We start from the raw sequence: 23,047 nt of genomic DNA on the forward strand, positions 1-23,047 counted from the left end.
AACAGTATGACAGAACCGATTTTGCAGGTTAAAGACCTGTCTGTTTATTACAATAAAAAGAAGGCTTTGAATAGTGTTTCCTTATCCTTCCAACCCAAGGAAATCACAGCTCTTATTGGACCATCAGGATCAGGGAAGTCAACCCTACTTAAGGCTATTAACCGTATGGGTGACCTTAATCCTGAAGTGACCACTACTGGCTCAGTGGTTTATAATGGGCACAATATCTATAGTCCACGCACCGATACAGTTGAATTACGTAAGGAAATCGGAATGGTCTTCCAACAACCTAATCCATTCCCAATGTCAATCTACGAAAATGTTGTTTATGGTCTCCGCATTAATGGGGAGAAAGATAAGAACGTTTTGGATGAAGCTGTAGAGAAATCTCTACAGGGTGCTTCTATTTGGGATGAGGTCAAGGACCGCTTGCATGATTCAGCAATTGGTCTGTCGGGTGGTCAGCAACAACGTGTTTGTGTAGCCCGTGTTTTGGCAACCAGTCCAAAGATTATCCTCTTGGATGAGCCAACCTCAGCCTTGGACCCTATCTCAGCTGGAAAAATTGAAGAAACCCTATATAGTCTCAAGAACAAGTACACTATGCTTTTAGTAACTCGTTCCATGCAGCAGGCTTCACGTATCTCTGACAAGACAGGATTCTTCCTAAACGGAGATTTGATTGAATTTAACGATACCAAGGAAATGTTCCTCTACCCTCAACATAAGGAAACTGAGGACTATATTTCAGGTAAATTTGGATAAGGAGAGAAAAGATGTTACGATCTCAATTTGAAGAAGATTTAGAGAAATTGCACAACCAATTCTACGCTATGGGACAAGAAGTTCTTTCCCAAATCAATCGTACAGTACGTGCCTTTGTCACCCATGACCGTGACTTAGCAAAGGAAGTTATCGAAAAAGACGCAGATGTCAATGAATATGAATTGAAACTTGAAAAGAAATCATTTGAAATTATTGCCCTTCAACAGCCAGTTTCACAAGACCTGCGTACAGTTTTAACCGTTCTAAAAGCTGTTTCTGACTTGGAGCGTATGGGAGACCACGCTGTATCTATCGCTGAAGCAACTATTCGTATGAAGGGTGAAGAACGTATCCCAGAAGTTGAAGAAGAAATTAAAAACATGGGACGTGATGTGAAAGATTTTGTAGAAACAACACTTGAACTCTACCTTAACGGATCAGTTGATAAGGCCTATGAAGTTGCTTCATTAGATGAAAAAATTAACCAATACTTTGAGCACATTCGGGATCTTGCTACTTTAGAAATCAAGAAAAACCCAGAAGCTATCATTACAGGTCGTGAATACTTCCAAGTAATTTCTTACTTGGAGCGTATCGGAGACTATGCTAAAAATATCTGTGAATGGGTCGTTTACTTTGAAACAGGTAAGATTGTAGAATTGTAAAATATTTAGATGATAAAAATTATTGTGAAAGCTTACTTTTTAATATAGTAAGCTTTCATTGTATCGATAGTTTACTTTGTCAGAGGTGAATAATGAACTATATACAGAGTATAAGAAAAAAAGTTGGAAAAGATAAAATTATTTTAAATTTTACGTGTGGAATTTTAAGTCAATCAGGAAAAATATTATTACAAAAACGAGCAGACAAAGGAACTTGGGGTTTACCAGGTGGCGCTATTGAATTAGGTGAATCGGCTGTAGAAGCATTAGAGCGAGAGTTTTATGAAGAAACTGGAGTGAAAGTTACAGTGGAAAAAATCTTAAATGTTTATACAAAATATTCAGATAGTTATCCAAATGGTGATGAGGCACAAGTTATTACAATGTTGTATTTAGTTACATCTGAAACTTCGATCTCTACAAATGTTTTTACGAGTGACGAAACTTTAGAATTAGGGTTGTTTGATCACAGGGACATACAAAATATCACAATTGTAAACCAGCAACATCAAGATATGATAAATGATTTTTTTGAAAATAAGTACCCAATAGATAGATAAAATAAGCATTGAATTTCTTTATTTTGTAAATATATTTTATGAAAATGTAAGAAAAATATTGACAAGTATTTTTGGATAGATTATAATTATACAAAAATACGAGAAAAAGGTGTTTATTTATGTATAAGAAATGGTTTTTACTAATTTCGACTTTGATAGCAAGTTTTTTCTTAGTGGCTTGTCAATCTTCTAGTTCCAACTCCCAATCTGCTCTCCAAACTATAAAGCAAAAAGGAAAATTAGTAGTAGCAACTAGCCCTGACTATGCTCCCTTTGAGTTTCAAGCCCTGTTAGATGGAAGAAACCAAGTTGTTGGAGCAGATATTGATATGGCTCAAGCAATTGCGGATGAACTTGGAGTAAAACTAGTAATCTCGACCATGAGTTTTGATAATGTCTTAACCAGTCTTCATACTGGAAAGGCTGATTTGGCTATTGCAGGTATTAGCGCTACCGATGAAAGAAAAGAAGTCTTTGACTTTTCAATTCCTTACTATGAAAATAAGGCAAGTTTTCTTATCAGAAAAACAGATTTAGATAAATACAAGGATTTGAATTCTTTGACAAGTGCTAATATTGCTGCGCAAAAAGGAACTGTTCCTGAATCTATGGTCAAAGAGCAACTTCCAGAGGCTAAATTAACATCTCTAAGTAATATGGGGGAAGCAGTCAATGAGCTACAATCTGGAAAAGTAGATGCAGTCCACATGGATGAACCAGTAGCTCTTAGTTATGCTACAAAAAACTCAGACTTACAAGTTACAACTGTGTTTTTAACCATGAATGAAGGGGAAGCCAATGCTGTAGCGATAAGGAAAGGGAATGAAGATTTGAAAGAAGTCGTCGATAAGGTAATCCAAAGGCTAAAAGACGAGGGGACCTATCAAACTTATCTCGAAAAAGCTGCTAAGTTAACAGAAGTAGAACAATAAAATAACAGAGTTGGACACTAGTCCAGCTCTGTTTTTATGTAATGAAGAGTTGCTTGAATATTTTCAAGAGGTATTTTAGCAAATTCATAAGGACAGCTATCTAAATAGGAGGACTCAAAGAAGTCAAGACATAGAGAACTATGTTTGAGGCTAGCAATTTTAGGATACTGTCTCAAATCAAGTAAGAGTCCATCGTGGAGAGGATAGCTTGGAAGACTAATAGGATAGCTATTTACTAGTTTTTGAATCTGTGCTTGATTCTTTTCTTGAAGGACTAGCCTAGCTAGTCTATTTTTTTCGAATAATTGACTATCAATATAGAGAGATAAAGCCTTTTGCATAATGAGATTATTATCATAGTCAAGGATATTTTTATAGGACACAAATTCTTTTTTGATAGCATTTGGAAGAATGAGGGCAGTTATGCGAAGAGCAGGAAAAAGGCTGGTAGAAAAGGATTTGATATAGATGACTAAACCATTCTGGTCAAGGTAATGAAAGGTTTGCCCCATTTTAGGATCTAGGTCTCCCAGGTAGTCATCTTCGACGATATAAATCTGATACTTGGCTGCTAAGTCAAGAATAGCTCTTTTTTCTTGTTCAGAATAGGAATGCCCTAAAGGATAGTGAAACCGTGGAATAGTGTAGAAAAATTTAATCTTGCCTGTTTTAAAATGCTGTTCTAGTTCATTTAGATCAATCCCGTCAATCCGTCGTTCAATGGTTTGATAGGGAAGGTTTTGAGCTAGCAAAAGCTGATTCATTCGATGGTAGGTTGGTTGCTCAACCAGAATTTCCTGTGCCTGACTTGGGAAATCTATTTGGGAGAGAATAAAGAGAGCCTGTTGGGTTCCTGATGTAAGAACCAATTGGTCTGGTTTACTGTAAATGGCTTGTTCAAAGAGTAGTTTTTGAACAGACTGGCGTAACTCTTCTAACCCTTCTTGGTGTTCATAATAGTTGTAGAGGTAGTTTTCACGACCGATTAAAGTTTCATTGACACAAAGACGAAAGTCGTCATAAGCACCCAAGTGCTCATCATTGACTAGTATTTCCAAATCTTCATGACTGCTTTGTTGTTCCAAGACATAATAGCCACTTTGTGGTTTTGAGTAGATGTACTTTTCGTATCTTAGTTCCAAAAGAGCTCTTTGGACAGTGTCTTTACTACAATGGAAGTCTTGACTGATTGAACGGATAGAGGGCAGGCGACTACCTGTGGGAAACTTTCCTGATTCAATCCCTTCTTTTAGATAGCCAACAACTTGTTCATACTTACTTAGTTTCTTCATCCATGACCTCTCTTGATTTTGTTACATTGTACCTTTTTTTCGAACGTTTGGCAATGTTGAGAAACAGTCACCCATTCAAATCTAAGAAGATTTATGATATACTTAGAAAGTAAAAACATTGGAAAGAATGGGATACTAAGGTGCGTGAACCAGTAAAATTATTTCAATACAATACTTTAGGAGCACTGATGGCTGGACTTTATGGAGGAAGTCTGACAGTAGGTGAATTACTTCAACATGGTGATTTAGGAATAGGTACTCTTGATTCTATAGATGGCGAGCTAATTGTCTTGGATGGAAAGGCATATCAAGCCAAGGGGTCAGGTGAAAAACCAGAGATTGTTGAAGTCTCTCCTGATGCCTTGATTCCTTATGCGGCAGTTGTTCCCCATCAGGCTGAAGTTATTTTCCGCCAGCGCTTTGAAATGACTGACCAGGAATTAGAAGAAAGAATTGAGTCCTACTATGATGGGGAAAATCTATTTCGTTCCATCAAGATTCATGGGGATTTCAAGCAGATGCATGTACGTATGATTCCCAAGTCGACATCTGAAAGAAAGTTTGCAGAGGTTGCGACTCATCAACCAGAGTATCGTCGTGAAAACGTGTCTGGAACTATTGTTGGCTTCTGGACCCCAGAAATTTTCCATGGGGTTAGTGTCGCAGGTTACCATCTGCACTTCATTTCCGATGACCTAACTTTTGGAGGTCATGTGATGGACTTTGTTATCGAGGAAGGGATTGTAGAATTAGGAGCTGTTGATCAATTAGATCAACGTTTCCCAGTTCAAGATCGCAAGTATCTGTTTGCAAAGTTCAATGTAGACGAAATGAAAAAAGATATTGAACAGTCGGAGTAAAGGAAGAGAAATATGAATGGACATATTATAGCAACAATGATTGCTTTGATCATTTTTCTGATTGGAGCCATTTGGTTTGCGAGGAAGAAATACAAGATTAATCTATCAGTTTTAGGATTAGGAGCGATTGCCTTTTTCGTATCGGCACAGGTCTTGGAGAAGATTGTTCATCTTCTTGTTCTTCGCCCGCAAAGGGATGGAACAATTGCTCTAATGACAGAGCATCCATTTCTCTATGTCATTTACGGAATTGCAATGGCTGCTCTATTTGAAGAAACAGCTCGCTTTATCTTCTTCAAATGGTTGGAGAAGAAAAGAAAATTAGAAATTTCGGATGCCCTTGCCTATGGTCTTGGTCACGGTGGATTAGAATTACTTTATGTTGGGATTGCTAGCCTGATAAATCTCTTTATCCTATTTTCAGCTGTCCAATCTCAAAACCCTAAGGTTTTAGAACTCTTGACAGAAAATATGCTGGAAACCATTCGGACCCTAGCTCCTTGGCAAGTTTACCTCTTGGGACTTGAGAGAATCCTCGCTATGATGATCCAAGTTGGTTTGACTGTTTGGGTTTATCAAGCTGTTCGTCAAAAGAAATGGATTTATCTACTAGCAGCCTACGCTTTACATGCTTTATTTGATTTAGCCCCTGCCCTATCGCAAGTTGGCTGGATTTCTAATCCACTTATTGTAGAAGGAATGCTGGCAGTAGAAGTTGTAGGATTTATCTTCCTAACAAAATCAATCTTTTGCAAAAAACAATAGTGTCAAAGAGGCCCAGCCTCTTTTTTTATGGCCTTTTGAAAAAGGCGACATAATCATCGAAAAATCATGCTAAAAATGGTATAATAGAATGGATTTTATAAAAGGATGAGAGATATGACAGTACTAGATAAATTAAAAGAAACCTTAGAAGGAATCGATATTCGTTTCGATGAACCCTTAAAATCTTATGCTTATACAAGAGTAGGTGGAAAGGCAGACTATTTGGTTTTTCCACGAAATCGCTATGAGATGGCTCGAGTGGTTAAGTTTGCCAATCAAGAAAATATTCCTTGGATGGTACTGGGAAATGCCAGCAACATCATCGTTCGGGATGGTGGTATCCGTGGATTTGTTATCTTGTGTGACAAGCTCAACAATGTTTCGGTCGATGGTTACACCATTGAAGCAGAAGCGGGAGCTAACTTGATTGAGACCACTCGTATTGCTCTACGCCATAGTTTGACAGGATTTGAGTTTGCCTGTGGAATTCCAGGAAGCGTCGGTGGAGCTGTCTTTATGAACGCTGGTGCTTATGGAGGTGAGATTGCTCATATTTTGCAGTCTTGCAAAGTATTGACCAAGGATGGAGAAATCGAGACTTTATCAGCCAAGGACTTAGCCTTTGGTTACCGTCATTCAGCCATTCAAGAATCAGGAGCAGTCGTCTTATCGGCTAAATTCGCACTATCTCCAGGGAATTATGAGACGATTAATCAAGAAATGGAACGTTTGACTCACCTTCGAGAACTCAAACAACCTTTGGAATATCCATCATGTGGTTCGGTCTTTAAACGTCCAGTCGGGCATTTTGCAGGACAATTGATTTCAGAAGCTGGTTTGAAGGGCTACCGTATCGGTGGTGTCGAAGTCTCAGAAAAACATGCAGGCTTTATGATAAATGTAGCCGATGGGACAGCAAGAGACTATGAAGACTTAATTGAGTCTGTTATCGAAAAAGTTAAAGAACATTCAGGTGTTACACTAGAGCGAGAAGTTCGTATCTTGGGTGAACACGAATAACATTATTATTAAACATTATACAAAGATTGGGATTTTATCGCTAGATATGGTTTGGGTCAATTCCTTACAGTTATTGCTAGCATTTAACAAGGTCCCAATCTGTTAATTTACGAAGAAAAGGGAATTTAGAGGAATTGAAAAAACCAATTATCGAATTCAGAAACGTTTCTAAAGTTTTTGAAGACAGCGACACCAAGGTTCTCAAGGATATTAACTTTGAGTTGGAAGAAGGAAAATTTTACACACTGCTAGGAGCGTCTGGTTCAGGAAAATCAACTATTCTTAATATCATTGCAGGTTTGCTGGATGCAACGACTGGTGATATTTTGTTGGATGGCGTGCGAATCAATGATATTCCGACCAATAAGCGTGATGTTCATACAGTCTTTCAGTCTTATGCCTTGTTCCCGCACATGAATGTCTTTGAGAATGTTGCCTTTCCATTGCGTTTGCGTAAGGTCGATAAAAAAGAAATTGAAAAACGTGTACTAGAAGTTCTCAAGATGGTACAGTTGGAAGGTTTTGAAAAACGTTCTATTCGTAAGCTTTCTGGAGGGCAACGTCAACGTGTTGCCATTGCCCGTGCCATTATCAACCAACCCCGTGTGGTTTTGTTGGATGAGCCCTTGTCAGCACTTGACTTGAAGTTGCGGACAGACATGCAGTACGAACTCCGTGAACTGCAACAACGCTTGGGCATCACCTTTGTCTTTGTTACCCATGATCAGGAAGAAGCCTTGGCCATGAGTGACTGGATTTTTGTCATGAATGACGGTGAGATTGTTCAGTCTGGGACACCAGTTGATATCTACGATGAGCCTATCAACCACTTTGTTGCTACCTTTATCGGTGAATCAAACATCTTGCCAGGAACCATGATTGAGGACTACTTGGTCGAGTTCAATGGCAAACGATTTGAAGCGGTCGATGGTGGTATGAAGCCAAATGAACCAGTTGAAGTTGTCATTCGTCCAGAGGACTTGCGCATAACTCTTCCGGAAGAAGGGAAGCTTCAAGTTAAGGTCGACACTCAGCTCTTCCGTGGAGTTCACTATGAGATTATCGCCTATGATGAACTTGGGAATGAATGGATGATTCACTCGACTCGTAAGGCAATCGTTGGTGAGGAAATCGGTCTGGACTTTGAACCAGAGGATATCCACATCATGCGTCTCAATGAAACGGAAGAAGAGTTCGATGCTCGTATCGAAGAATACGTAGAAATCGAAGAACAAGAAGCAGGTTTGATTAACGCTATTGAGGAGGAAAGAGATGAAGAAAACAACCTCTAAACTCTTTGTAGTGCCCTACATGCTTTGGATCGCCCTCTTTGTATTGGCACCCTTGGTCTTGATTTTTGGACAATCCTTTTTCAACATCGAAGGTCAGTTTAGTTTAGATAATTATAAATCCTACTTTGCGTCACAAAACTTGACCTATCTGAAAATGAGCTTCAACTCAGTGCTCTATGCAGGGATTGTGACTTTAGTGACGCTCTTGATTAGCTATCCAACAGCCCTCTTTTTGACTCGTCTCAAACACCGTCAACTCTGGCTCATGCTAATCATTTTGCCAACTTGGATCAACCTACTCCTTAAGGCTTATGCCTTTATCGGAATTTTTGGTCAAAATGGCTCTATTAACCAATTCCTAGAATTTATCGGAATTGGTTCTCAGCAGTTGCTATTTACAGATTTCTCATTTATCTTTGTCGCAAGCTATATCGAGCTTCCATTTATGATTTTGCCTATCTTCAATGTTTTGGATGATATGGATAACAATCTCATTAATGCCAGCTATGACCTCGGTGCAACTAAGTGGGAAACCTTCCGCCATGTCATCTTCCCTCTGTCTATGAACGGGGTGCGAAGCGGAGTTCAATCTGTCTTTATCCCAAGTTTGAGTCTTTTCATGTTGACCCGTTTAATTGGGGGGAACCGAGTGATTACCTTGGGGACTGCCATCGAGCAGAACTTCTTGACAAATGACAACTACGGTATGGGTTCAACTATCGGTGTTGTTCTTATCCTGACTATGTTTATCACTATGTGGGTGACTAAGGAAAGGAGAGAACGATGAAAAAATTATCAAATCTTTACCTAGCCTTTGTCTTTATCGTCCTTTATTTGCCAATCTTTTACCTGATCGGATATGCCTTCAATGCTGGTGATGATATGAATAGCTTTACAGGCTTTAGTTTGTCTCACTTTGAAACCATGTTTGGAGATGGAAGACTCATGCTCATCTTGGTTCAGACCTTTTTACTAGCCTTTCTATCAGCCTTGATAGCAACAGTGATTGGTACTTTTGGGGCTATCTATATTTACCAATCACGCAAAAAATACCAAGAAACCTTTCTATCTCTCAATAACATTTTGATGGTTGCGCCAGACGTTATGATTGGTGCTAGCTTCTTGATTCTCTTTACCCAACTCAAGTTTTCACTTGGTTTTCTGACAGTGTTGTCCAGTCACGTGGCCTTCTCGATTCCAATCGTAGTGCTCATGGTCTTGCCACGATTGAAAGAAATGAATGGGGATATGATTCATGCGGCCTATGACCTTGGAGCTAGTCAGTTCCAAATGTTCAAGGAAATCATGCTCCCTTACCTAACGCCTTCTATCATCGCAGGTTACTTCATGGCTTTCACCTATTCATTAGATGACTTTGCCGTGACCTTCTTTGTAACAGGGAATGGATTTTCAACCTTGTCAGTCGAGATTTACTCTCGGGCTCGTAAGGGAATTTCGCTGGAAATCAATGCTCTTTCAGCCTTGGTCTTTCTCTTTAGTATTATCCTAGTTGTCGGATATTACTTCATTTCACGTGAGAAGGAGGAACAAGCATGAAACGACTCTATTCATTTTTAGCAGGAATTTTAGCCATTATCCTTGTCTTATGGGGAATTTCTTACCATCTTGATAGTAAAATCAATAGTCGTGATAGTCAAAAATTGGTTATCTACAACTGGGGAGATTATATCGACCCTGAACTTCTGGAGAAATTTACAGAAGAAACAGGAATTCAAGTTCAGTATGAGACCTTTGACTCCAACGAAGCCATGTACACGAAAATCAAGCAGGGTGGGACAAACTATGATATTGCCATCCCAAGTGAGTACATGATTAACAAAATGAAGGATGAAGACCTTTTAGTTCCACTGGATTATAGTAAAATTGAGGGAATTGAGAATATTGGTCCAGAATTTCTCAACCAATCCTTTGATCCAAACAATGAATATTCTATCCCATACTTCTGGGGAACTTTGGGAATTGTCTATAATGAAACCATGGTGGAAGAAGCACCTGAACATTGGGACGACCTTTGGAAGCCAGAGTATAAAAACTCTATCATGCTCTTTGATGGGGCGCGTGAAGTGCTTGGTTTAGGCCTTAACTCACTAGGCTATATCCTTAACTCAAAAGATCCTCAACAACTGTCACAAACGGTTGATAAACTGTATGAGCTGACTCCTAATATCAAGGCAATTGTAGCCGATGAGATGAAGGGTTACATGATTCAGAACAATGCTGCTATTGGTGTGACCTTCTCAGGGGAAGCTAGACAAATGTTGGAAAAGAATCCTAACCTCAAATATGTCGTGCCGACAGAAGCAAGTAACCTCTGGTTTGACAACATGGTTATTCCAAAAACCGTTAAAAACCAGGATGCGGCCTATGCCTTTATCAACTTCATGTTGAAGCCTGAAAATGCTCTGAAAAATGCAGAGTATGTCGGATACTCAACACCAAATACAGCTGCTAAGGAAATGCTCCCAGACGAGACAAAAGAAGACAAGTCCTTCTATCCGGATGCATATACTATGAAACACCTAGAAGTTTATGAGAAGTTTGACCATAAATGGACAGGAATTTACAGCGACCTCTTCCTACAGTTTAAGATGTACCGGAAGTAGGAGATTTCCAACTATCGGAAATAATTTCAATTAAATAAAAATAAAACCTAGCCATAGAAAATTAAGCATGTTATGGCTAGGTTATTTATTAAAATAGATCATGAATTGGTAGAAAAATATACTTAATCATGCTATAATTTCGATAGAGTTAAAGGATTTTATGCTTATGATTGAGGTAGTAGCTATGATAAAAAAAGCTATTTTTAGAGGAATGATTCCTTTTGTCATTATGACCAGTTTAGCAATTTTTATGACACTTCAAGGGATCGATGTTTTTCAAGTTAAAAGTACATTTTTGGTTGGCATCATTGCTACCTCGATAGCATCAGCATCGGTAATTTATGAAATTGAAAAATGGTCGCTATTTAAACAATCTATTATACATTTTATCATTATGCTTTTTACTGTTCTTCCCTGTCTTCTATTTAGTGGATGGTATAAGTTGGTCTCAATTTTGGATTATCTCATTGTTTTAGGTCAATTCTTATTGGTTGGAAGTTTCTTGTGGTCTATCGCCTATATAATATTTGGTAAACTGTTAAAAAAATAAGTTTTACTTCATGGTTATTAACCTTGACTCAATCATCAAAAAACGGTATAATACTAGAGTTGAGAATTGATTTTCTCCCCATCTTAGTTCAGAGAATTGGCGGTGCTGCGAGCCATCTAAGATAGAAAATCATGCTACTCGATTGTAACAATTGCATAAGAATCAAGAATGACAAGTTCATTGAATGAAGGTGGTACCGCGGTTTTTCGCCCTTCGTGATATGGATTTGTCTTTTATTTTTGGAGGTGCTTATGAGAATATTTCTTGTCAAACAAAAATTTCGCCTAGGTGGTGAACGTTTTGATATTAAGGACGATAGAGGAAATATCTCTTATCAAGTTGAGGGCTCTTTTTTTAAGATTCCTAAAACATTTACTATCTATGATGCTGATAACCAAAAGGTCAGTGAGATTCGAAAAGAAGTCTTAACCTTCTTGCCTCGTTTTGAAATTCAACTGACTAACGGAGATAGCTTTTATATCCGCAAGAAATTTACTTTCTTTAGAGATAAGTATGAGTTCGACAATCTCGGTCTTCGTATCGAAGGTAATATCTGGGATTTGAATTTTAAACTCCTAGATGATCGTGATCAAGTGATTGCGGAGATTACCAAGGAGCTTTTCCATTTAACCTCTACTTACACTGTAACAGTCTATGACGAATCTTATGCAGACCTAGTCATTTCCCTCTGCGTTGCTATCGACTATGTGGAAATGCTAGAAAGCCAATCTAATTAGTAAAAAGGAGACACATATGAAACAATTATCTAGTGCACAAGTCCGCCAAATGTGGCTTGATTTCTGGGCGACCAAAGGTCACTCAGTAGAACCATCAGTAAGTTTGGTTCCAGTAAACGATCCAACCCTATTGTGGATCAACTCAGGGGTCGCAACCCTTAAGAAATACTTTGATGGGACCATCATCCCTGAAAACCCACGGATTACCAATGCGCAAAAAGCCATTCGTACCAACGATATCGAAAACGTAGGGAAGACGGCTCGTCACCACACCATGTTTGAAATGTTGGGGAACTTCTCAATCGGGGATTACTTCCGTGACGAAGCCATTACCTGGGCTTATGAACTCTTGACAAGTCCTGAGTGGTTTGACTTCCCTAAAGACAAACTCTACATGACCTACTATCCAGATGATACAGATTCTTACAACCGCTGGATTGAAGTAGGAGTGGATCCAAGCCACTTGATCCCAATCGAAGACAACTTCTGGGAAATCGGTGCGGGACCTTCTGGACCTGATACTGAGATCTTCTTTGACCGTGGAGAAGCCTTTGACCCAGAAAATATCGGTCTTCGCTTGCTTGCAGAAGATATCGAAAACGACCGTTACATCGAAATCTGGAACATTGTTTTGTCACAATTTAACGCAGACCCTGCTGTTCCTCGTAGCGAGTACAAGGAATTGCCACACAAGAACATTGATACGGGCGCTGGTTTAGAGCGTTTGGTAGCGGTGATCCAAGGGGCCAAGACTAACTTTGAAACGGACCTCTTCATGCCGATCATCCGTGAAGTGGAGAAATTGTCTGGTAAGGTCTATGACCAAGACGGCGACAACATGAGCTTCAAGGTCATCGCAGACCACATCCGTTCTCTTTCATTTGCTATCGGTGATGGTGCCCTTCCAGGAAATGAAGGTCGTGGTTATGTCCTTCGTCGTCTCCTCCGTCGTGCATCAATGCATGGTCAAAAATTGGGCATCAATGAGCCTTTCCTTTACAAACTCGTTCCAACTGTTGGAAAAATCATGGAAAGCTACTACCCAGAAGTGCTTGAAAAACGGGACTTTATCGAGAAAATTGTGAAGAGCGAAGAAGAGTCATTTGCCCGCACTCTTCACTCAGGTCAACACTTTGCAGAAACAATCGTAGCAGACTTGAAAGAAAAAGGTCAAACGGTTATCGCTGGTCAAGACGTCTTCAAATTGTACGATACATACGGATTCCCAGTAGAATTGACAGAAGAAATCGCTGAAGAAGCTGGTATGACGGTTGACCGTGAAGGTTTTGAAGCAGCCATGAAGGAACAACAAGAACGTGCGCGTGCATCTGCTGTTAAAGGCGGATCTATGGGTATGCAAAATGAGACCCTTCAAAATATCACTGTGGAAAGTGTCTTTAACTACAATGCTAGCCAATTGTCTTCTAAATTGGTGGCTATCGTAGCTGACAATGCTGAAGTAGAAGCTGTTTCAGAAGGAACTGCATCACTAATCTTTGCAGAAACTCCATTCTACGCTGAAATGGGTGGACAGGTTGCGGACCACGGTCAAATCATGGATGCTCAAGGAAATGTTGTAGCGACAGTGACAGATGTTCAAAAAGCACCAAACGGACAACCACTCCATACCGTTGAAGTTCTTGCTCCTCTTGCCTTGAACCAAGAATACACTTTGGCCATCGATAGCAATCGTCGTCACCGTGTCATGAAGAACCACACAGCCACTCACTTGCTTCATGCGGCTCTTCACAATATCCTTGGCCACCATGCAACTCAAGCAGGCTCACTCAACGAAGTAGAATTCCTCCGCTTTGACTTTACACACTTCCAAGCCGTGACTCCAGAAGAATTACGCGCTATTGAGCAACAAGTCAATGAGAAGATTTGGGAAGCCATCGCAGTGGAAACAGTTGAGACAGATATTGATACTGCTAAAGAAATGGGAGCTATGGCCCTCTTTGGTGAGAAATACGGTAAAGAAGTCCGTGTTGTAACGATTGGTGACTACTCAGTGGAACTGTGTGGTGGTACCCACGTTGGCAATACTTCTGAGATTGGTCTCTTCAAGATTGTTAAAGAAGAAGGAATCGGATCAGGAACTCGTCGTATCTTGGCAGTGACTGGTAAGGAAGCCTTTGAAGCTTATCGTGAACAAGAAGATGCTCTGAAAGCAGTTGCAGCAACCTTGAAAGCACCTCAACTCAAAGAGGTCCCTCACAAGGTGGAAGGACTTCAAGAGCAACTCCGTCAATTGCAAAAAGAAAATGCAGAATTGAAGGAAAAAGCAGCAGCGGCGGCAGCAGGTGATGTCTTCAAGAATGTTCAAGAAGCAAACGGACACCGTTACATTGCCAGCCAAGTATCTGTATCAGACGCAGGTGCCCTTCGTACCTTTGCGGATAACTGGAAACAAAAAGATTACTCTGATGTCCTTGTTCTTGTCGCAGCTATCGGTGACAAGGTCAATGTCCTTGTAGCCAGCAAGACAAAAGAAGTGCATGCAGGTAATGTGATTAAAGAATTAGCTCCAATCGTTGATGGACGTGGTGGTGGTAAACCAGACATGGCCATGGCAGGAGGAAGCAACCAAGCGAAAATCCAAGAATTATTGGATGCAGTTGCAGCTAAATTGTAATCAAGCAAATACCTATCCATTTGGATAGGTATTTTTTGCATCAGAAAAACTCCCCACGAATAGTGAGGAGCTCATTTTTAGAATTAAACAATCCCTTGGGCAATCATAGCATTTGCTACATTTTCAAAGGCAGCAATATTTGCACCTGCAAGGTAGTCAGTACCAAGACCGTATGTTTCTGCAGTTGTTTTAGCTGTGTTGAAGATGTTAGTCATAATATCTTTTAAGCGACCGTCAACTTCTTCACGTGTCCATGAAAGACGAAGGCTGTTTTGGCTCATTTCAAGAGCAGATACAGCTACACCACCAGCATTGGCAGCTTTAGCAGGTCCGTAAAGGATTCCGTTTTCCTTGTAGACTTTGATAGCTTCAAGGTCGCTAGGCATGTTAGCTCCTTCAGAGACACAGATAACGCCTTGAGCAACCAAACGTTTTGCGGCTTCACCGTTGATCTCGTTTTGAGTCGCACATGGAAGAGCGATATCGTAGTTACCAGTGTAAGTCCATACAGAACCTTCATAATACGTAGCAGTAGGTTTTTCTGCAGCGTACTCAGTTAAACGAGCACGACGGTTGTTTTTAACATCTGACAAAAGGTCGAAGTCGATACCATTCTCGTCGATGACATAACCATTTGAGTCGGATACTGAGATCACAGTTGCGCCAAGTTCTGTAGCTTTCTGGAGAGCAAACTGGGCTACATTACCAGAACCAGAGATAACTACTTTTTTACCTGCAAAGCTATCGCCGTTAGCCTTGAGCATTTCTTCAGTGTAGTAAACAAGGCCGTAACCAGTTGCTTCTGGACGAATCAAACTTCCACCAAATGGGAGTGGTTTACCAGTCAAGACGCCTGCATCAAACTGATTGAGACGTTTGTATTGACCGTAGAGGTAACCAATCTCACGAGCCCCAACACCGATATCTCCAGCTGGAACGTCAAGTGAAGGGCCGATGTATTTTTGCAGTTCTGTCATGAAGCTTTGGCAGAAATTCATGACTTCAATGTCAGTTTTACCTTTAGGATCAAAGTCTGATCCACCTTTACCTCCACCGATTGGAAGTCCTGTCAAAACGTTTTTAAAGATTTGTTCGAATCCGAGGAATTTCAAGATCCCTTGGTTTACAGTTGGGTGGAAACGAAGTCCGCCTTTATATGGTCCAACAGCTGAGTTGAATTGAACACGGTAACCACGGTTAACTTGAACTTTTCCATCACGGTCAACCCAAGGAACACGGAAAGAAATTACGCGCTCAGGCTCAGTGATACGTGCCAAGATATTTTCTTCAATATACTCAGGGTGTTTTTCAAAGACAGGTTCCAAAGTGCTGAAGAATTCTTCAACCGCCTGGAGAAATTCAGCCTCATGCCCGTTACGAGCTTTTACAGTTTCAAACACGCTTTGGATATATTCTTTAGCAGATGTCATATCGTTCTCCTTTTTTGTTGTCATATTTTATTACATGAGACATTATAGCAGAAAAATTTTTCAGTGTAAAGAAAAAAACATAAATTTTCTAAAAATTCTTTCAATTTGGATTAGCTAGTTTTATTAGCTGAATAAGAACCTTTTCATAGGATTAGTTTTATTAAAAGAGTCCTGCCAAAGTATGGTATAATAGTAGCAATATAAAGGAATCTGGAGGAATAGAATCATGGTATCAACTAAAACACAGATTGCTGGTTTTGAATTTGATAATTGCTTGATGAATGCAGCAGGAGTTGCTTGTATGACCATTGAGGAATTGGAAGGTGTTAAAAACTCAGCAGCAGGAACCTTTGTCACTAAAACAGCAACCTTGGAATTTCGTCAGGGGAATCCTGAACCACGCTACCAAGATGTTCCACTTGGCTCTATCAACTCTATGGGTCTGCCAAATAATGGTTTAGACTATTACTTGAACTACCTTTTGGAATTGCAAGAAAAGGAACCAAATCGTACCTTCTTTTTATCATTAGTTGGAATGTCTCCAGAGGAAACTCACACTATTTTGAAAAAGGTTCAAGAGAGTGATTTTCGTGGTCTAACTGAACTCAATCTCTCATGTCCCAATGTTCCAGGGAAACCTCAGATTGCCTATGATTTTGAAACAACAGACCGTATCTTGTCAGAAGTCTTTGAGTATTTTACAAGACCTCTAGGAATTAAGCTTCCACCTTATTTTGATATAGTTCACTTTGACCAGGCTGCAGCTATTTTTAACAAATATCCGCTCAAATTTGTCAACTGTGTCAACTCTATCGGAAATGGTCTCTATATCCAAGATGAGTCTGTCGTGATTCGTCCTAAGAATGGCTTTGGTGGAATTGGTGGTGAATACATTAAACCAACTGCCCTTGCCAATGTCCATGCTTTTTATCAACGCTTAAATCCAGAAATTCAAATCATTGGAACTGGTGGAGTATTAACAGGGCGTGATGCTTTTGAACATATCCTATGTGGTGCCAGCATGGTGCAGGTAGGAACTACTCTTCATAAAGAAGGAGTAGGTGCTTTTGAGCGTATTACCAAGGAACTCAAAGAAATCATGGTGGAAAAAGGGTACGAAAACTTAGATGATTTCCGTGGTAAATTACATTATATTGATTAAATAAAAGTGAAACTAAAAAGAAAGGAGAAATGATGCTAGCAATAGAAGAAAGCCAAAAGCTATCCTTATCAAATTTACCTAGTTTGACCTTGTTTACAGGCGCTGATCAAGGACAGTATGAAGTCATGAAAACTCAGGTGCTAAAGCAAATCGGCTACGATTCTGCTGATTTGAACTTTGCTTATTTTGATATGAAAGAAGTAGACTACAAAAGCTTGGAACTAGAGCTGGTCAGTCTTCCTTTCTTTGCGGATGAAAAAATTGTTATTTTAGATCATTTTCTTGATATAACAACAGCTAAAAAACGCTATCTATCTGATGACGAGCTTAAGGCTTTTGAAGAATATTTGGAAAATCCATCTCCGACGAGTAAATTAGTTATTTTTGCTGAAGGGAAGCTGGATAGTAAGAGACGTTTAGTCAAATTACTCAAGAGGGATGCCAAGATTTTTGAAGCTCTTGAACCAAAAGAACAAGAGATGCGTGCTTATTTTCAAAAGTGGGCTCAGGAACAAGGACTGACCTTTGATGGAAAATCCTTTGAACAGTTACTTATCAAATCAGGTTTTCAATTCAGTGAAATTCAGAAAAACCTACTCTTCTTACAGTCTTATAAGGATGATGACCGGATTACCGAAGAAGACATTGTTGAAGCCATACCAAAGACTTTGCAGGATAATATCTTTGATTTAACTCAGTTAATATTGACTAAGAAGATTGATCAGGCACGTGATTTAGTAAAAGATTTGACTTTGCAGGGAGAAGATGAGATTAAACTGATTGCCATTATGTTGGGGCAGTTCAGACTTTATACACAAGTGAAAATTTTGCAAGAGTCTGGTCAGACAGAATCTCAGATGGTCAGCAGTTTAGGTCACTATCTTGGTCGCAATCCTAATCCTTACCAAATCAAATTTGCCCTTCGTGACACACGAGGTTTGTCCTTGAATTTCTTACAGGATTCTATCCGTTATCTCATCCAGGCTGATTATCAAATTAAGACTGGTGTTTACGAAAAAGGCTACCTGTTTGAGAAGGCTTTGTTGCAAATTGCAAGCCAGTCAAATTGAGCAAATAACTTGAAAAAATAGGTTGTTTGCGTTATCATTTTTATATAAAAAGAAAAAGAGGTATTACAGATGGCTATTATCTTACCAGATCTTCCATACGCATACGACGCCTTGGAACCATACATTGATGCTGAAACAATGCACTTGCATCATGACAAACACCACCAAACATACGTAAACAACGCAAACGCAGCTCTTGAAAAACACCCTGAAATTGGTGAAGACCTCGAAGCTTTGCTTGCTGACGTAGAATCTATCCCAGCTGATATTCGTCAAGCTCTTATCAATAATGGTGGTGGCCACTTGAACCACGCTCTTTTCTGGGAATTGATGACTCCAGAAAAAACAGCTCCATCAACTGAACTTGCAGCAGCAATCGATGCAACATTTGGTTCATTCGAAGAATTCCAAGCAGCATTTACTGCGGCAGCAACAACTCGTTTCGGTTCTGGATGGGCATGGTTGGTTGTTAACAAAGAAGGTAAGCTTGAAGTGACTTCAACAGCAAACCAAGATACACCAATCTCAGAAGGTAAAAAACCAATCTTAGGTTTGGACGTTTGGGAACATGCCTACTACGTAAAATATCGTAACGTTCGTCCTGACTATATCAAAGCTTTCTTCTCAGTTATCAACTGGAACAAAGTAGACGAGCTTTACGCAGCAGCTAAATAATCGCATTTGATAACACCCCTTTTTAGTTGGATTTTGGGTCTAGCTTTAAAGGTGTTTTTTGTTTACTTTGCTAAGAAGTCAAGGACACATAATTTTCCTTTGTTGGATAGGCTTGATTTATGGTATAATGATAAGATAGAAATCGAAGGAGAAATCATGAATATTCAACAATTACGTTATGTTGTTGCTATTGCAAATAGTGGTACTTTTCGTGAAGCGGCTGAGAAAATGTACGTTAGCCAACCCAGTCTATCTATTTCTGTAAGAGATCTGGAGAAAGAGCTAGGATTCAAGATTTTCCGTAGAACTAGTTCAGGTACCTTTCTTACTCGTCGTGGAATGGAATTTTATGAAAAGGCCCAAGAGTTGGTTAAAGGATTTGATATTTTCCAGAACCAGTATGCCAATCCTGAAGAGGAAAAGGATGAGTTTTCAATAGCCAGCCAGCACTATGATTTCTTGCCACCGACTATCACAACTTTTTCTCAACGGTACCCAGAGTATAAGAATTTCCGTATTTTTGAATCTACAACTGTTCAGATTTTGGATGAAGTAGCCCAAGGTCATAGTGAGATTGGGATTATTTACCTCAACAATCAAAACCAAAAGGGTATCATGCAACGGATTGAAAAATTAGGTCTTGAAGTGATTGAGTTGATTCCTTTCCAAACGCACATTTATCTACGTGAAGGCCATCCCTTAGCTAAGAAAAAAGAACTGGTCATGGAAGATTTAGTTGATTTGCCAACAGTTCGTTTCACACAAGAAAAGGATGAATATCTCTATTACTCAGAAAACTTTGTGGATACAAGTGCCAGCTCTCAGATGTTTAACGTAACAGACCGCGCTACTTTAAATGGAATTCTTGAAAGAACAAATGCTTATGCGACTGGTTCTGGATTCTTAGATAGCGATAGCGTTAACGGGATCACCGTTATTCCACTAAATGATAACCTCAATAATCGCATGGTTTATGTGAAACGTGAAGAAGTAGACTTGAGTCAAGCAGGGACTTTATTTGTAGAGGTCATGCAAGAGTATTTTGATCAGAAGAGGAAAGCATGAAAAAAAGAGGAGTAATTGCAGGATTCATAGTTGCCTTAATAGTGTTGGATCAATTGGTAAAAGCTTATGTCGTTCAGAATATTGCTCTAGGTGAAGTTAAAACGTGGATACCTAATTTTGTTAGTTTAACCTATCTGCAAAATAGGGGGGCAGCTTTTTCTATGCTACAAGATCAACAGTGGTTTTTTACAGTTATAACGCTAGTAGTTATGGCGGGGGCAATCTGGTATTTGCATAAGCATATAGAGGATTCCATCTGGACAGTCTTTGGCTTAATCCTAATCATTGCTGGTGGTCTTGGCAACTTCATTGATCGCATTAGCCAAGGATTTGTCGTGGATATGTTTCACTTAGACTTTATCAATTTTGCGATTTTCAATGTGGCTGATAGTTATCTAACAGTTGGAGTAATTGTTTTAATGATTGCAATGCTAAAAGAGGAAATGAATGGAAATTAAAATTGAAACCGGCGGGGTACGATTAGATAAGGCTTTGTCCGATTTGACAGAATTGTCTCGTAGCCTCGCTAATGAACAAATCAAGTCTGGTCAGGTCTTGGTCAACGGCCAGGTCAAGAAAGCCAAGTACTCGGTTCAAGAGGGGGATGTTATCACCTATCAAGTTCCAGAACCAGAAGTTTTAGAGTATGTTGCTGAAGATATTCCATTAGAAATCATTTATCAAGATGAGGATGTAGCAGTAGTTAACAAGCCTCAAGGGATGGTTGTTCATCCAAGTGCTGGTCATACCAGTGGTACCTTGGTTAACGCCCTCATGTACCATATCAAGGACCTATCAGGCATTAATGGTGTATTGAGACCAGGGATTGTCCATCGTATCGATAAGGACACATCAGGACTCTTGATGATTGCTAAAAATGATGAAGCTCACATGGCGCTCGCACAAGAACTCAAGGACAAGAAATCTCTTCGTAAATATTGGGCTATTGTTCATGGGAATCTTCCCAACGACCGTGGTGTCATTGAGGCGCCGATTGGACGTAGCGAAAAAGACCGTAAGAAACAGGCCGTGACTGCCAAAGGAAAACCAGCAGTGACACGTTTCCAAGTCTTAGAACGCTTTGGTGACTATTCTTTATTAGAGTTGCAACTGGAAACAGGACGAACTCATCAAATCCGTGTGCACATGGCTTATATCGGTCATCCTGTCGCTGGTGATGAGGTATACGGTCCTCGTAAAACCCTAAAGGGACATGGGCAATTTCTCCATGCCAAGACGCTTGGATTTACTCATCCAAGAACTGGGGAAACTCTGGAATTTACTGCTGATATTCCAACTATCTTTAAAGAGACTTTGGAAAAACTTCGAAATAACTAAACAAAAAAGGACTCAATTGAGTCCTTTTTATTTGCGTTTTTTCTTAGCTTTTTTCATTTTGTTGGCCATGCGTTTCATGGATTGCTTCATTGCAAATTCACCAATTTTACCCTTGAGACCTCCACCGAGCATTTGGCTCATATCAGGCATACCGGCCCCACCAAAAGCTGACATATCAGGCATACCACCTTGTCCCATCATACCTTCAAGGGCTGACATATCCATGCCACCAGGCATATTTTTAGGAAGGTTGTTAGGGTTAATACCCATTTGCTTCATCATCTTGTTCATGTCACCAGACATGACACCTTGCATGAGTTGTTTGGCCTGATTAAAGTCTTTGATGAACTTGTTGACATCGATAAAGGTATTACCAGAACCAGCTGCGATACGACGACGACGGCTTGGAGTTAGTAAATCAGGATTTTCACGTTCTTCAGGGGTCATAGAAGAGACGATGGCACGTTTGCGAGCAATTTGGCGCTCATCCACCTTCATGTTTTGAAGGGCAGGGTTGTTGGCCATACCTGGAATCATTTTGAGCAAATCTTCCATTGGCCCCATATTTTGCACCTGATCCAACTGATCGATGAAATCGTTGAAATCAAAGGTGTTTTCCCTCATCTTTTCAGCCATTTCAAGGGCTTTTTGTTCATCGTATTCTTGGGAAGCTTTCTCGATCAGAGTCAGCATATCTCCCATACCGAGAATACGGCTGGCCATGCGGTCAGGGTGGAAAGTTTCAATATCGGTAATCTTTTCACCAGTACCAGTGAATTTGATTGGTTTTCCTGTGATATGACGAACAGAAAGGGCAGCACCACCACGAGTGTCCCCGTCAATCTTGGTAAGGATGACACCGGTAACTTCTAATTGAGCGTTAAATTCTCGTGCAACGTTAGCAGCTTCTTGACCGATCATAGCATCGATGACGAGAAGGATTTCATTTGGTTGAGCTAGAGATTTAACATCACGGAGCTCGTTCATGAGAAGTTCGTCGATTTGTAAACGACCGGCTGTATCAATCAAGACATAGTCGTTATGGTTGGCTTTAGCTTGCTCCAAACCTTGGCGAACAATCTCAACCGCAGGAACTTCAGTGCCAAGAGCAAAGACAGGAACATCAATTTGTTGTCCCAGTGTTTTAAGCTGGTCAATAGCCGCAGGACGATAGATGTCGGCCGCAATCATCAGAGGACGAGCATCCTCTTCCTTTTTAAGTTTGTGTGCAAGTTTTCCAGCGAAGGTTGTTTTACCAGCACCCTGCAAACCAACCATCATGATAATGGTCGGGATTTTTGGGGACTTGATAATCTCAGCTGTATCAGAACCAAGAATTTCTGTTAACTCCTCATTGACAATCTTGATGATTTGTTGAGCTGGATTGAGGGTATCAATGACTTCATGCCCGACCGCGCGTTCACGAATTTTTTTGATAAAATCCTTAACTACAGGCAAAGCAACGTCGGCTTCTAAAAGAGCTAGACGAATTTCCTTGGTTGCTTCTTGGATATCGCTCTCGGTGATTTTTCCTTTTTTACGTAGATTTTTAAAGACGTTCTGCAAACGTTCTGTCAAATTTTCAAATGCCATATTTTTCTCCTATTTAT

23 protein-coding genes are annotated in these 23,047 nt (G+C 39.9%); 20 read left to right on the forward strand and 3 right to left on the reverse strand.

Annotated features, from left to right (window positions below; genetic code table 11):
- Window positions 1-6: 6 nt before the first annotated feature.
- The 4 genes from pstB (at window position 7) to PAN07_RS01355 (ending at window position 2,922) form a co-directional block, all read left to right on the forward strand.
- Entirely contained in the window at window positions 7-765 is a 759-nt protein-coding gene (gene pstB, locus PAN07_RS01340) for a phosphate ABC transporter ATP-binding protein PstB (RefSeq protein ID WP_269796747.1), read from the forward strand.
- A gap of 11 nt (window positions 766-776) precedes the next feature.
- Entirely contained in the window at window positions 777-1,430 is a 654-nt protein-coding gene (gene phoU / locus PAN07_RS01345) for a phosphate signaling complex protein PhoU (RefSeq protein WP_075567099.1), read from the forward strand.
- A gap of 92 nt (window positions 1,431-1,522) precedes the next feature.
- Window positions 1,523-1,990: an NUDIX domain-containing protein gene (locus PAN07_RS01350; protein ID WP_075567102.1), complete on the forward strand. Its 468-nt coding sequence runs from the start codon at window positions 1,523-1,525 to the stop codon at window positions 1,988-1,990.
- 119 nt (window positions 1,991-2,109) lie between these two features.
- On the forward strand, window positions 2,110-2,922 hold the full coding sequence (locus PAN07_RS01355) for an ABC transporter substrate-binding protein (RefSeq protein ID WP_269796748.1): 813 nt from the start codon (window positions 2,110-2,112) through the stop codon (window positions 2,920-2,922).
- A gap of 17 nt (window positions 2,923-2,939) precedes the next feature.
- On the opposite strand, the gene PAN07_RS01360 is transcribed toward PAN07_RS01355, so the two are convergent.
- The gene (locus PAN07_RS01360) at window positions 2,940-4,214 is read right to left on the reverse strand and encodes a PLP-dependent aminotransferase family protein (RefSeq protein ID WP_269796749.1); all 1,275 of its coding nucleotides are present in this window, start codon (window positions 4,212-4,214) and stop codon (window positions 2,940-2,942) included.
- Between the two features lie 140 nt (window positions 4,215-4,354).
- On the opposite strand from PAN07_RS01360, the gene budA reads away from it, so the two are divergent.
- The 10 genes from budA (at window position 4,355) to alaS (ending at window position 14,697) form a co-directional block, all read left to right on the forward strand.
- Window positions 4,355-5,074, forward strand: coding sequence for an acetolactate decarboxylase (budA, locus tag PAN07_RS01365; RefSeq protein WP_269796750.1), 720 nt, complete (start codon window positions 4,355-4,357; stop codon window positions 5,072-5,074).
- Between the two features lie 12 nt (window positions 5,075-5,086).
- A complete protein-coding gene (locus PAN07_RS01370; protein ID WP_269796751.1) occupies window positions 5,087-5,839 on the forward strand; it encodes a YhfC family glutamic-type intramembrane protease in 753 nt (250 codons plus the stop codon).
- Window positions 5,840-5,953: 114 nt separating this feature from the next.
- Entirely contained in the window at window positions 5,954-6,859 is a 906-nt protein-coding gene (gene murB / locus PAN07_RS01375; protein WP_269796752.1) for a UDP-N-acetylmuramate dehydrogenase, read from the forward strand.
- 134 nt (window positions 6,860-6,993) lie between these two features.
- Window positions 6,994-8,151 carry an ABC transporter ATP-binding protein gene (locus tag PAN07_RS01380; protein ID WP_269796753.1) on the forward strand — a complete coding sequence of 386 codons (1,158 nt, stop codon included), beginning with the start codon at window positions 6,994-6,996 and terminating at the stop codon, window positions 8,149-8,151.
- The gene (locus PAN07_RS01385) at window positions 8,132-8,938 is read left to right on the forward strand and encodes an ABC transporter permease (RefSeq protein ID WP_269796754.1); all 807 of its coding nucleotides are present in this window, start codon (window positions 8,132-8,134) and stop codon (window positions 8,936-8,938) included. The genes PAN07_RS01380 and PAN07_RS01385 overlap by 20 nt, the downstream gene beginning before the upstream one ends.
- On the forward strand, window positions 8,935-9,708 hold the full coding sequence (locus tag PAN07_RS01390; protein ID WP_269796755.1) for an ABC transporter permease: 774 nt from the start codon (window positions 8,935-8,937) through the stop codon (window positions 9,706-9,708). Before PAN07_RS01385 ends, PAN07_RS01390 begins: the two co-directional genes overlap by 4 nt.
- Window positions 9,705-10,775 carry an ABC transporter substrate-binding protein gene (locus tag PAN07_RS01395; RefSeq protein ID WP_269796756.1) on the forward strand — a complete coding sequence of 357 codons (1,071 nt, stop codon included), beginning with the start codon at window positions 9,705-9,707 and terminating at the stop codon, window positions 10,773-10,775. Before PAN07_RS01390 ends, PAN07_RS01395 begins: the two co-directional genes overlap by 4 nt.
- A gap of 166 nt (window positions 10,776-10,941) precedes the next feature.
- Window positions 10,942-11,325, forward strand: a complete 384-nt coding sequence (locus PAN07_RS01400; RefSeq protein ID WP_269796757.1) for a DUF3021 family protein — start codon at window positions 10,942-10,944, stop codon at window positions 11,323-11,325.
- A gap of 251 nt (window positions 11,326-11,576) precedes the next feature.
- Complete coding sequence (locus PAN07_RS01405) at window positions 11,577-12,062, forward strand: LURP-one-related family protein (protein ID WP_269796758.1); 486 nt, start codon at window positions 11,577-11,579, stop codon at window positions 12,060-12,062.
- 16 nt (window positions 12,063-12,078) lie between these two features.
- Window positions 12,079-14,697 carry an alanine--tRNA ligase gene (gene alaS / locus PAN07_RS01410; protein WP_269796759.1) on the forward strand — a complete coding sequence of 873 codons (2,619 nt, stop codon included), beginning with the start codon at window positions 12,079-12,081 and terminating at the stop codon, window positions 14,695-14,697.
- 83 nt (window positions 14,698-14,780) lie between these two features.
- Here alaS and gdhA read toward each other — a convergent pair whose 3' ends face one another.
- Window positions 14,781-16,127, reverse strand: a complete 1,347-nt coding sequence (gdhA, locus tag PAN07_RS01415) for an NADP-specific glutamate dehydrogenase (protein WP_269796760.1) — start codon at window positions 16,125-16,127, stop codon at window positions 14,781-14,783.
- 226 nt (window positions 16,128-16,353) lie between these two features.
- Between gdhA and PAN07_RS01420 the strand changes: the two genes are divergently transcribed.
- From PAN07_RS01420 to PAN07_RS01445, 6 genes are all read left to right on the forward strand, one after another.
- A complete protein-coding gene (locus tag PAN07_RS01420) occupies window positions 16,354-17,289 on the forward strand; it encodes a dihydroorotate oxidase (RefSeq protein WP_269796761.1) in 936 nt (311 codons plus the stop codon).
- Between the two features lie 32 nt (window positions 17,290-17,321).
- Window positions 17,322-18,359, forward strand: coding sequence for a DNA polymerase III subunit delta (holA, locus tag PAN07_RS01425; protein ID WP_269796927.1), 1,038 nt, complete (start codon window positions 17,322-17,324; stop codon window positions 18,357-18,359).
- Window positions 18,360-18,428: 69 nt separating this feature from the next.
- Entirely contained in the window at window positions 18,429-19,034 is a 606-nt protein-coding gene (gene sodA, locus PAN07_RS01430; protein WP_269796762.1) for a superoxide dismutase SodA, read from the forward strand.
- A 156-nt stretch (window positions 19,035-19,190) separates the two neighbouring features.
- Window positions 19,191-20,099: a LysR family transcriptional regulator gene (locus PAN07_RS01435; protein WP_269796763.1), complete on the forward strand. Its 909-nt coding sequence runs from the start codon at window positions 19,191-19,193 to the stop codon at window positions 20,097-20,099.
- A complete protein-coding gene (gene lspA, locus PAN07_RS01440; RefSeq protein WP_269796764.1) occupies window positions 20,096-20,557 on the forward strand; it encodes a signal peptidase II in 462 nt (153 codons plus the stop codon). The genes PAN07_RS01435 and lspA overlap by 4 nt, the downstream gene beginning before the upstream one ends.
- Entirely contained in the window at window positions 20,547-21,437 is an 891-nt protein-coding gene (locus tag PAN07_RS01445) for an RluA family pseudouridine synthase (RefSeq protein WP_269796765.1), read from the forward strand. Before lspA ends, PAN07_RS01445 begins: the two co-directional genes overlap by 11 nt.
- A gap of 27 nt (window positions 21,438-21,464) precedes the next feature.
- On the opposite strand, the gene ffh is transcribed toward PAN07_RS01445, so the two are convergent.
- Window positions 21,465-23,030, reverse strand: a complete 1,566-nt coding sequence (gene ffh, locus PAN07_RS01450; protein WP_269796766.1) for a signal recognition particle protein — start codon at window positions 23,028-23,030, stop codon at window positions 21,465-21,467.
- Between the last annotated feature and the right edge of the window lie 17 nt (window positions 23,031-23,047).

Source organism: Streptococcus sp. SM5 (assembly GCF_027497975.1).